This is a genomic window from Polyangiaceae bacterium, assembly GCA_020633235.1.
Lineage (GTDB): Bacteria > Myxococcota_A > Polyangia > Polyangiales > Polyangiaceae > JACKEA01.
In genome coordinates this window covers 2,237,062-2,249,065 of the sequence record JACKEA010000001.1, presented here as the reverse complement: position 1 = coordinate 2,249,065, position 12,004 = coordinate 2,237,062, and the positions used below count along the sequence as shown (strand labels likewise).

Genomic DNA, 12,004 nt, shown 5'->3' with positions numbered 1-12,004 from the left:
GCGAGGGATCAGGCCTGGCAGGTCGGGCAAAAGTACGTCCTGCGCGCGAGCTCGCCCTGACCGAGGGACGCGATGCGGTCGCCGCAGCGAAGGCACCGCTCGCCGGTGCGGTCGTAGACCCAGACGCGGGGGCCATCGCTGGAAAAGCGCGTGGTGCGCCGGCCGCGGCGGTTCTTCCGCAGCAGCTTGGAGGCGACGGTGACCATGCGGGAGAGCTCGGCGTCGCCGAACGTGGACACCGGCGCCGTGGGCCGCGCACCGCACAGGAACAGCACCTCGGATTTGTACACGTTGCCGATGCCGGCCAGGGCGCGCTGCTCGAGCAGCGCTTCGGCGATGGTGACGCTGCCCAGAGCGCGAAGCCGGGCCACGGCTTCGGCAACGTCCACGTCGGCGCGGGACAGATCGGGACCGAGCGCCGAGAGCACGCGATGGTGCGAAAGCTCGCGATCGCGAAGCAGCTCCACCGTGGGTGCGTCGCGACACAGCACGCGCGTGGCGCCCGCGGTGAGCACCACGCGCACGCGGTGCGAGGGCGCGGCGGGGCGACCGGTGCCGGCGCGCAGCACCATCCACTTGCCGCGCATCCCGAGGTGGCTGTGCAGGGTGCGCCCGTCGTCGAAGGAAATGAGCAAGTGCTTGCCGCGAGCGTCCACGCCGGTCACGGTGCAGCCCGCGAGCTCCACGCCCGCGAGACGCGGAAGGTTGCTCTCGAACGCCGTGATGCGCTGCCCGCGGAGCACGCCGTCCAGGCGCTCGGCGAGGCGACGAAGCGTGTCACCCTCGGGCACGCAGGGGTTCCTGGTCGGGCTGGGACACACCGCTGGGCAACGTCCCAGCGCCCCCCCACGCTCGGGGTGTGCGGTTCATTGCGGTGTGGCGAAGCTCTGGAGCTTTGTTAGATCGTAACGAAGCAACCGATCGAACAGCAGGTCGCCGATCTCCCCGGGGGGGTACGGCGCTTCGGCAAGCAGCAGCGTCTTGTCGCTCATTCCGAGCACGGTGGCCTCACGGCCGGGGCGATGCGCGAGCTTCCATACGGCTTTCGTGTCCAGGTTCACAATCAGTGTTTCGCAGTCCCCCAGGGCCACGCAGTGCTTGACGGCGGCCCACGGTCCGGCCGTAGCGAACAGACCCGGATCCGAATGGATGGGCAGCGGGATGCCCGTCGAAGGCACGATGTTGTCCGGATCCAGCGCATTGGGAGACCAGTAGAGCGCCGATGTCTCGTAGCCGTTCTCGACCAGGCTGGTTCCGGTCGCGCCGAGCCAAACGATGCGCTGCGCGCTGAGGGCAACGTCCACCACATGGTAGGGCGCTTGCACCAAGACCCGCGTCCCCCCTTGCTTCGTCCAGCCGCGCAGAACCCGATGCGGAACCTGCCAGTCCACCCATGCGACCGCCGGTCCGTACCCAATCACGTCGGTCTGATAGCCGGGCGAGCTGTACACTGTCGTCAGCGCAGAGGAGCTGGCAAAGTCCGTCGTGAGCTTGACAGCCGCCAGTCCGGAGAGCACGCCCCAGCCACCGTCAAAATCGAAGGGCGCTTGGTCTCCCACGAGCGCAGGAAGCGGCCACGCGGCGGCCTGGCCGAGCTGGGTACCGGCAAGTCCGATGTAGAAGTGGCTAGCACCCGCCGGCACGATCTTCAATCCGCGTGTGGCGAAGCGTCCCAGGAATTGGGTGGAGCAATCGTCACCGTGTTCCACGACGGCCGACATCAGCTTGCCGGCTTCTATGTCCACCACCTCCAGCACTTCGCTCGAGGGCGGAAAGCGCACGCCCACCGTCAGGAATGCCAACAGGCGCCCGCCCTCCACCCGAGCGCTGGCCCCGTTCTCCCGCGCTCCGTGGAACTTCGAGCCGCCCACGACATCCGCTTCGAGGCATCCGCTCCCGCACGCTGTCCACTGGAACCCTGGCCATTCCAACTTGGAAACGTCGGCTTCGCGCACGTCGCACTCCGGAATGCTCGCCACCGGCGTCCAAGCGTCGGGATCGAACATCCAAGCATACGGCGCTTCCGCCGATCCATCCGGCAGGGTCGAGCCGCTGTCCTGGCCGCCGGTGCCGGTTTCGGGGGGAACATAGCTCGAGTCCGGGAGCGGCCACTTCGGGGCGTCCCACGTGCTCGAGTCGTGCCCGGCGTCCGTTTCCTTGACCGCGTCCGGCGTGCTGGAGCACTGGCACGCCGGACTGGCAACCGCTGCAAGCGCCAGAGGAAGACCGATCCACTTCTTGGTCATAGCGACTGCGGCGCGCTACTCGACGGCGCAAATGCCGTTTCTTCCACCGCCTCGAGATGCCCCCCATTCCCCTTGTCAGAAAGCGGCACCACGAGGCCGCGCAGGGTCAACACCGGCCGGGCCGCGAGGCGACCGGGAAGAACTCGAATCCCAGTCCACTTGAACGGCGTGGCGGAAGTGGCGCGCATGGCGAGCGTGGTGTGCTTCTTGTCGCCGCTCAGCAGAAGGACGACGGTGCCGTCATCGTAAGTCCCGAGTGCGAAGCGATCGAAAGCCCCAGTCCGCTTCCAACTGCCGAGCAGTGTGCTCGTTCCTTCACTCAGGTCGTGCACGACCAGCCGAACCCGGATAGCCTCAGCGCCCGATGGGCCGTGACCGTGGGGGTGGCCGTGCTTGCCATGCTTCCCGAACTTCGGCCCCTTCCCATGCGGCCCACCCTTGATACCGGACGAGAACACGTCATCGACACCGAACCCGGTGACCGGCTTGCGCGTCGCATCCAAGACGTACAGCCGGCGCTGGACTGGACTATAGGCAGTGGCCAGCACATCCTGCGGTGGCAACACGCTATCGAACAACTCGTGATGCCAAGCACGCTGCTCGAGATCGTAGCGCCAAACCTCACCCGTGGGATTGCCATCGCGCTCGCCACCCACCAGGAACACAGACCGTTCGGTCGACGCGAACAGCGAGCTTGCACCGAGCCTGTCGCCTGGCACGAAGGGGGATGTTGGCGAAGCCTGAAACGCCGTTTCGCTGAAAGCCGGCTGTGCCATCGCCGTGGCGCTGGTCTGCGCCGGCGAGCCGCAGAGCTCGGGCAACTCGTCACCAAACTTGCCGTTTGGCACGCAGCCAACGGAGCCATCACAGGGAACGAAACAACCCGAGGAGCAAGCGACCGTTCCGGCGCCACAGGCCCCGGAGGAATTCGTGGTGCAGGTGAACTCCGACTCATCCGTAAACGACGGATTGGCCACGAGCACGCAGCTTGGATCCGCCTCGATGTCGCGCGCCGGGTCGTCCCCCACCACGCCATCGCACGGCACCACGCAGCGCACGCCTGCTGCGCACGACGACAGCACCGAGCCAGCCGGACAGGCGACGGAGCCCTCGGAGCGAGCGACCGAGAGAGCGCCTTCGGCCGTCCTGACGACCTCCACGATCTTCGAGTCCTGCGTCCACACCGACGGAATCGCTACGAACGCGGTCGCTTGAAGCCGCTGGTTCGAGCGATCCGAACGCTCCACGGGGCTCAGCCAGTCATAGCCGCCGGAGAGGATCATCTGCTGGACCGTTGGCGAGACGAACGCCGTGACGTCCACACTCGGCTCCGCGAAATCCACAGCCGCGACCTTGCCGTTCGCAGGCAGTAGAAGCGCCGGATGCGGCACGACGCTCGACAGGCCTGCGCGCTGGTAGGGGTCCACCACGGGCTGCACGACGCTCACCAACAGGTTATCGTCCCAGACCGGCCCGCAATCACCGCCGCCAATGCAATCGATACCGCCGTCGTACACGATCTTCGCCCACTCCAGCGTGAAGAAGGTGCTGCTGGCGTAGGTGTAGACGTCGCGGAGGCGTCCCTGCGTGACGTTGTCGCGAAAGAGCGGCCCGTTGATGAAGGGCGTGTACAGCGTGTGTGTCCAGAACACCCCGCCGACCTCCAGTTGAGGCACGGGCGGCACGTTGTGGGCGGCCACATTGCCTCCCAGCCCGTTCACGGCCAGATCCTCAGCCCAGCGCCAGGACAGCATCTCCCGACGACCGATCCGCGTGTCCTCTTGCTCATCAGCGTTGGCGTAGTCCACCTCCGTGTTCAGGAACAACGAGCTGGTGTAGCCGCCAGAGCGCTGAAAGGTAGCGCCGCGCGCCTCAGAGGGAGACTTGGGAACCGCGTACTTGGAAAAGCTGGGATAGGAGCTTCCTACCGTCACCTGTCTCCAGCTGGAACCTGCGACGTCGTACGCATCCGGATCTGGGTCACAGGCCCCTCCCGCAACCAGGCACTGCTCCTTGTTCTGGAACGCGCCTTTCAGGTTGTCCCAGCAATCACAGAACCTGAACCCCACGCTGGCAGTGACGGGGGTGTGGTCCTTTCCGTTGTTGTAGCCGATGGGATCGTAGACCCGGCCAATGGTCGCGGTCGAGTCCAGCAGAATGGTGTTGCGGGGATTCGGCACTGCGCTGGGATCGGGATACCCGCTTGGCACTTCTTTCACCGAGACGCGCACCGAGCGAGCGATGAACTGCGGAACGTTCTCGCACAGGTCGCCTTGCGCGTCGGTCTGCTCGCGCTCCTCTGCCGTGGTGTTGGAGTTGGCCACGAGGTCCGAGCTCGTGAAGCCTGGACAGGCATCGCACTCGTCGCCAACGCCGTCCTGATCCAGATCCGCCTGAACGCTGCACTTGTTCGTTTGAGGTATGCAGTGGCCATCGTACGCAAACGGACACGCGCCGACATGGCAGGTCGGGTAGTCCTTGTTGAGGTGCGGGCACTTGTCACAGAAATCCGGAATTCCATCACCATCCGCGTCCGGACCCTTGGTGCCCGGAACTTCGGGACAGGGATCACACGCGTCCCCAGTGAAGTCTTTGTCCGTATCCGTTTGATCCGCATTGGCAACGCCAGGACAGTTGTCGCAGCTATCGCCGATGCCGTCGCCGTCACCGTCTTCCTGATTCGGGTTGTAGCATTGCAGCATCATCTTGCAGCGCGACGGAGCGCAGTTGTCCACCTTGTCGTTCACGTCGTCGTTGTCGGCGTCTTCGATGAACTGACGCAGGAATTCCCCGTTCCTTCCACCGTGCGGCGTGTCGAAGGTCGGGGAGAAATAGAAGATGGTGCCGAACGCGGTCCCAACACTGGCGTACCGGCCCTTGTAGACTGCAAACGCCGTGGGCACTCCGTTCTCGTTGAACGTCAACGGGCTACCGGAGTCTCCCGGCGCAAGCTGGAAGCCCTGACCAGGAATACTGCCGAAGCTGCCAGCAGAGTCGACTTCAACATGATACGGCGAGCAATTGCCGCCAAACACATTGCAGCCGTACGCAAATGAGAGCGGCTCGTTGGATGGGCCAAATGTTCCTGTGTGACGTCGCTTGAAGTTGTCAGCGTTCGTGAGCTGGCCGGACCAGCCGGTGACTTGAAACGGCGGACTCGGGAATGTTGGACCGCCTTGGAACGCATTCCAAAGCCGATCAAGGAAATCACCAAGTGTGTAGACGGGCATCACCTTGGGAAGCTCGACGGTGTTTAGGTTGCGTTCCAGGAAGACCACCGCCATGTCCGCACTTGCATCGTCCGCCGAGCTGGACAGCTCGCTGAAGATGTCGGAGTCGCAGTTCTTGGTGTTGGCCATCTTCCACGCGACATTCCCTTTTCCCTTCACTTTCACTCCATGAGGATCCACGGCGGATCCGGCGCCAGCTGGCAGCGAGAATTCCCAGCCTGTCGCACTCGGGGAGACGCCATCCGTGAGGGGACAAAAGCAGTGCGCGGCGGTTACTATCACGTCGCGTTGAATCGCCCACGCCGTGCAACCGGAAACGTCGGGAAGCTGGAGAGCTCCAACCGCCGCGGCTGGGAGGGTGGCGGAGGCAGTGGTGTCGACAACGTAGCCGCCGTATGGATTCGGACCGCTTTCGTAGACCGACTGAACATGAACTCCGGTGGAACGCTCTTGTTCTGGCGACCCCGAACACGCAGAACTACTAGTGGCGATAACCAACGTTACGAGCGCGAGCGGGCGCATCGTGAACTTCCCCGATTCCATGTTCCGACCCCTTGTTTCAACGCACGCGGGCTGTGCCGCGGGCGTCGATTCATGTTACCGTTCGCTTTGTCGCACGCGCAAGACATCCTAAGTCGCAGCAAGGGGAAGCCAGAGGTGGGTATATGTAGGCCTCGAACCGGCGCGGCGTTGCTGCTGATCGTGTTGAGTGGTGCTTCGTGCTCCGAGGGTCCGCAGTGCTACCCCGCGTTCGGGTACGCGGAGGTTCTCGAGTACGATGCGGACTCCCTGACGGGCGCAAGCTGCGTCGCGGAACTTGCGTCCACCGCCGTGGTTGCCCACTACACGTTCGAAGCGGTGCCGAAATCCTACAACTCGCCGTGCTCCACACACGGTCCGTCGCCGCAATGTGTCCCGGCCGGCGCGAGTCCCGTGCCAACGTACTGCGCGGCAGGTCCCTGCGCCATTTGGCTGGAGTTCTCGCAGCAAGAAGCCTTTGCCCTTCGCGACTATCTCGGAAGCGAGAACTTCGCCATGACCGTGACCTGTGACGGCAAAGTCATCGCTCAGCGCGAGGTAAAGCCCTCCAAGGAGATGTGCGCGTACTGACGGGCATCGCGCCGCCCCGGCAAGCCTGCGCCTGTGGTGACGCTACCCTCGGGCACGCAGCGGTTCCTCGTCGCGATATGTCGTGCGCTTGATGAAGCCGGAACCGCCGGGGACGAAGCCGGCAGCGCGGAGCGGCTCCGCAAGGGGGCTCTGGGCGGGCGGCGCGCCGTCGATCTCGCTCAGCACCAGCGCGCGGCGGCCCCGCTCCCGCGCGATGTCCGACAGCGCGCGGCACAGCGCGCTCGCGGCTTCGGCGCGCTCCGGCTCGTCGTGCGGCAGGAAGCTGAGCACGGCGCGCTCGCCCTTGGAGACGAAGCCGACGAGGGCGCCGCCCCACAGCACCACGCGCGCGCCGGCCATGCGCGCGGGGCGGCCCGTGTGCTCCGGCCACGGGAGCACGCTGCCGTAGGGGTTCGCCGGATCCGTCGCGGCCAAGAGCTGCGTTCGGGCGTCGCGCTGATTCTTGACGGCGCGCAGGCGATCGTCGGCGCCGGGGCGGGCGAACTGGGTCGCGCCGAGGCCGGCGACGAAGTAGCCGCGACGCACGCGCCCGGCTTCCTCCATCGCCTTCAGCACCGGGTACACCGCGGAGAACCCGCCGCTGACGCCCTCGGCGTGGACGGCTTCCCGCGGCAGCACGCCCCAGCGCTCGAGCAGCGCGGACGCCAGCGCGGTGCGGCGCTCCGTCTCGCTCGGGCCTTCTACCGCGGGCAGCAGCGACCAGCGCCCTTCACTCCCCGGCGGCCCCACGCGGCGCGTGCGCACGGGGCGGCCGCGGTGACGGCGCTTGTCTGGCACCGAGAGCGAGCGCAGCGGCTCCAGCGTGTCGTTCGTCACCTCCCCGGCCCACACCAGCTGCCACAGGGCATCCAGCACGTCCTGGGCGAAGCCGCCGACCTCGGCCACGAGGTCGTGAAAGAACACCGCACCGCGCCGCGCGAAGGCATCCCGCAGGCGCGCCGGAAGCTCGCCCGCCGCGGGCTCCGCGCGGGGCGCGAGCAAGCGGTACTGATCCGCGGGGTAGAGCGCGATGCGTCCGTCGGACACACCCAACGGCTCGAGACCGCGCCACACGATCTCGCCGCTGGCGCACAGCAGATCCAGATCGCTCGGACGGAAACCGCGCACCCGCGCGGGAAAGATCTCCTGCTCCAATACCGACGCCGGAAGCGGCGCGCCGGACAGCTGCTCCACGGCGGCGAGGAGCGCGTCCGCCCCGGCGGCGGGGCTCGTCACGCCCTGCCACTCCATCAAGAAGCGGGCGTAGGCCGCGGGCTCCACCGGCTCCACCTCGCGTCGGAGCCGCGCCAGCGAGCGCTGCTTGATGCGCCGCAGCACCTCGCGACCGCACCACTCGCGGCCGCGGCCCCCGGGCAAGAGCTCCCCTTCCACCACCCGGCCCTCCGCAGCCAGGCGCTCGAGCGCCGTGCGCACCAGCGCGACGAGCACTCCCAGGCGCGCCGCCGCGTCCTCCACCCGGAACGGACCGTGGGTCCGCGCGTAGCGCGCCACCAGATCGCCCAGCGGATCCGCCACCGCTTCGAGGAAGGCCTCCGGCAAGCCCGGCGGCGGCATCACGCCCACCGCATCGCGCAGCCGCGCGGCGTCTTCCGCGGCGGCGAGCTGCGTTTGTCCGCCGATGGTCACGGAAAGCACCCGCCGCGAGGCAAGGAGCCCCGTGAGCCACTGCTGCGCAAAGCCTTCCGAGCGCTCGGCGATCTCGTCTGCGCTCAGCGGCCCGAGGCTCAGGAGTAGATCGTGCACGCCGTCGGCGTCGCGCACGCGGTAGCCCGTGAGGCGCTGCACCTCGCGCTCGACCTCCGCGATGACGTCCGGATCGAGGAGCTCCCGGAGCTCCGCTTCGCCGAGCAGCTCCCGGAGCTGCGCCTGGTCGATGGTCAGCGCTTGCGCGCGGCGCTCCGCCAGCGGCGCGTCGCCCTCGTACATGAAGTTCGCGACGTAGCCGAACAAGAGCGTCGCCGAGAACGGCGAGGGCTTCTTGGAGTCCACCGTGGTGAGCCGCACCTGCCGGCTCTGCACGCGACGCAGGAGATCCACCAAGGCGGGTACGTCGAACACGTCCCGCAGGCACTCGCGGTACGTCTCGAGCATGATCGGGAAGGAGCCGTAGCGCGCCGCTACCTGCAGCAGATCCGAAGCGCGCTTGCGCTGGGCCCAGAGCGGGCTCCGCTTTCCGGGGTGGCGCCGGGGCAAGAGCAGCGCGCGACCGGCGTTCTCGCGAAAGCGCGCGGCGAACAGCGCGCTGGTGCCGAGCGCCTCCACCACGGCGTCGTTCACCTCTTCCGGCGGCGGCGCGAACAGCGAGGAGTCCGGCGGGTCGTCCGCTTCGGGAAAGCGCAGCACGATGCCGTCGTCGCTCCAGATGCTCTCGACCTCGGTGCCCGTCTCCCGCCGGTAGCGCGCCGCGACGGCGAGGGCCCAGGGGGCGTGCACGCGGGCGCCGTAGGGCGACAGCAAGCACACGCGCCAGTCTCCGATCTCGTCGATGAAGCGCTCCACCACGAGCTCGCGATCGCTCGGCACCACGCCGCTCGCCTCGCGTTGCTCCGCGAGATAGCCGACCAGATTGGTCGCAGCGCGGGCATCGAAGCCGTGCTCGCTCTCCAGGCGTTTCCGCGCCGCACCGACATCCTCTTTGGAGAGCTTTCGAGCGAGCTCCCCAATGGCGCGGCCCAGCTCCGGGGCGCGGCCGGGGCGATCCCCGTGCCAGAAGGGCAGCTTCCCGGGCTCACCCGGCGCCGGCGTGACCAGCACGCGATCGTGGGTGATGTCGTCGATGCGCCAGCTGGACGCGCCCAGCAGGAAGATCTCGCCGGGGCGCGACTCGAACACCATCTCTTCGTCGAGCTCGCCCACGCGGCGGCTCTTCTCGGCGCCGCCATCCGCCAGGAACACGCCGTAGAGGCCGCGATCCGGGATCGTGCCAGCGTTCACCACCGCCAAACGGCGCGCGCCGCGGCGAGCCGAAAGCACGCCCCCGACGCGATCCCAGGTGACCCGCGGGCGGAGCTCCGCGAACTCGTCCGAGGGGTAGCGCCCGCTGAGCATGTCGAGCACGCCTTCGAAGGAGCTCCGCGGCAGCTCCGCGAAAGGCGCCGCGCGGCGCACGATGTCGAAGACGTGATCCACGCTCACGCTGTCCATCGCGGTCATGGCGACGATCTGCTGCGCCAACACGTCCAGCGGATTTCTCGGATACAGAATGGGCTCCACCTCGCCCGCGACCATGCGCTTGGTTGCGGCGGCGCAGGCCAGCAGATCGCCCTTGTGCTTGGGCAGGATCACGCCTTCCGAAGGCGCGCCCACGGAGTGGCCCGCACGACCGATGCGCTGCATGCCCGAAGCGACGGAGGGCGGCGACTCTATCTGGATCACCAGATCCACCGCGCCCATGTCGATGCCGAGCTCGAGGGACGACGTCGCCACGATGGCCGGCAGCGTGCCGCGCTTGAGGCGGTCTTCCACCACCACGCGTTGCTCTCGCGCCAGCGAGCCGTGGTGCGCCAGCGCCAGCTCGTCCCCCGCGAGCTCGTTGATGGCGCCCGCCAGCCGCTCGGCGAGACGGCGGCTGTTCACGAAGATCATCGTGCTCTGGTGGGCGCGGATGAGCTCCACCAGCCGCGGATGAATGGACGGCCAAAGGGAGCGCTCCGGCGATTCCGCCGCGGCGGCGCTCATGTCCTCCACCGGCACCTCGACCGAGAGCGTGAGCTGCTTCTTGCTGCCGGCGTCCACGATCTCCACCGGACGCTGCCGCCAATCGCTCCCGGACAGCTCGCCACCGCCGAGCAGCCGCGCGACCTCATTGAGCGGGCGTTGCGTGGCCGAGAGCCCGATGCGCTGCAGCGGCCGCGGGCACAGGGCCTGAAGCCGCTCCAGCGACAGGAACAGATGCGCGCCCCGCTTGGTGGCGACCAGCGAGTGGATCTCGTCCACGATCACGGTGTCCACCGTGGCCAAGCGCTCCCGCGCTTGCGACGTGAGCAAGAGGTAGAACGACTCCGGCGTGGTCACCAAGATGTCCGCCGGCGCGCGAAGGAACGCCGCGCGCTCCTTGGCGGGCGTGTCCCCCGTGCGCATCGCCACCGTCGGCGTGCGGAACGGCATGCCGAGGCGCTCCGCCGCCCGCGCGATGCCGGTGATGGGGCTCTTCAGGTTGCGCTCGACGTCCGTGACCAGCGCCTTCAGCGGCGAGACGTACAAGACGCGGAGCCGCTCCTTCTTCTTTGGCTCCTCGGAGAACGACAGGCGATCGAGCGCCGCCAGGAACGCCGCTAGCGTCTTGCCGGAACCCGTGGGCGCGAGCAGGAGCGCGCTCTTGCCCTCCACGATGGGCCGCCAGCCTTCGCGCTGCACGCGCGTCGGCGCTCCGAGGGACTCGGAAAACCACGCGCGCACGGGCTCGTGGAAGCGTGCCAGGGCGTCGGCCATCGCCGCAGTATAAGGCCGCCTGCCGACGGCGCCCTGTCAGGAGAGTGGCAGCCTGTCAGTAGCACCCTCCCACGCTTCCTGGAGTGGTTGCGCTGCAGGTCATTCCGGCCGTGCAGTCACCCGTCACCCCTCCGCGACAGGGTTGCACGCAGACTCCGCCGGAGCCGCTACAGATCCCACGCCACGCCAGCCCGTCGTTGGCGCAGGGGAGACCCGTTGGAGCCGTCGCCGCGCACGTCCCACCCATTGCCGCCGGATCCCCCGCGGCCGCGAGGCAGACTCCGCGATACGAGCAACTCTGGCCTGCGGGGCATCCGGGGTAGGCCGACCAGAAGGTGCACGTCTTGCGACACACCGCAGCCGACGGATCGGCAATGCAGAGCAGCCCTGTCACGCAGTCGGTAGTGATGGCCTTGTACGCACAGCTCTGCCCTTCCAGCCCCGTGCCACTGGGCCAGCAATAGCCCTGGACACCGTTGACGGAGGGCGTGCACGTTGCACCTGCTCCACAGGACGCGCCGCCGGGAACGCACTTCGGGTAGCAGACCCCGACGGTCGAGTCCTTCGCTTGCGCCACACAGGTCATTCCACTCGAACAGGGTGAGCTCGCCGTGCACTGCGGCGCGGTGCACAGCTTGGTCGTGGGATCGCACACGACGGACGCCGGATCGCCGCAGTCGCTCGGGTTCACGCAGCCCACAGTGCCGCCCGCTCCGCCGAAACCTCCGACGCCGCCGGTGGCGCCGACGCCGCCGGTGGCGCCGACCCCGCCCGTGGCGCCAACGCCGCTGTCGGTCGCGCCGGCCGCGCCAGAGTCGCCCCCCATCGCGCCGGCACCACCCGACCCTGGCGCTCCGGATTGCCCTGCGGCCCCTCCAGCATCCGCGTAGCCACCGCCGCCCCCGGTGCCAAACGAGCACCCCAACATCACGAACGCCGCACCCGTCGCCAACCGCCTGCTCATGC

The 12,004-nt window shown here is 68.0% G+C and carries 6 protein-coding genes; 1 reads left to right on the top strand and 5 read right to left on the bottom strand.

The window, feature by feature from the left end:
• Window positions 1-8: 8 nt before the first annotated feature.
• From H6717_09955 to H6717_09945, 3 genes are all read right to left on the bottom strand, one after another.
• Window positions 9-791: an Fpg/Nei family DNA glycosylase gene (locus tag H6717_09955; protein ID MCB9577335.1), complete on the bottom strand. Its 783-nt coding sequence runs from the start codon at window positions 789-791 to the stop codon at window positions 9-11.
• Between the two features lie 75 nt (window positions 792-866).
• A complete protein-coding gene (locus H6717_09950) occupies window positions 867-2,246 on the bottom strand; it encodes a hypothetical protein (protein ID MCB9577334.1) in 1,380 nt (459 codons plus the stop codon).
• Window positions 2,243-6,019, bottom strand: coding sequence for a thrombospondin type 3 repeat-containing protein (locus tag H6717_09945; protein ID MCB9577333.1), 3,777 nt, complete (start codon window positions 6,017-6,019; stop codon window positions 2,243-2,245). Before H6717_09945 ends, H6717_09950 begins: the two co-directional genes overlap by 4 nt.
• Window positions 6,020-6,409: 390 nt before the next feature.
• Here H6717_09945 and H6717_09940 point away from each other — a divergent pair, with 390 nt between their 5' ends.
• Complete coding sequence (locus H6717_09940) at window positions 6,410-6,586, top strand: hypothetical protein (protein MCB9577332.1); 177 nt, start codon at window positions 6,410-6,412, stop codon at window positions 6,584-6,586.
• 42 nt (window positions 6,587-6,628) lie between these two features.
• Here the strand turns inward: H6717_09940 and H6717_09935 are convergent, their stop codons facing one another.
• On the bottom strand, window positions 6,629-11,038 hold the full coding sequence (locus H6717_09935; GenBank protein ID MCB9577331.1) for a DEAD/DEAH box helicase: 4,410 nt from the start codon (window positions 11,036-11,038) through the stop codon (window positions 6,629-6,631).
• A 55-nt stretch (window positions 11,039-11,093) separates the two neighbouring features.
• Entirely contained in the window at window positions 11,094-12,002 is a 909-nt protein-coding gene (locus H6717_09930; GenBank protein MCB9577330.1) for a hypothetical protein, read from the bottom strand.
• Window positions 12,003-12,004 lie beyond the last annotated feature (2 nt).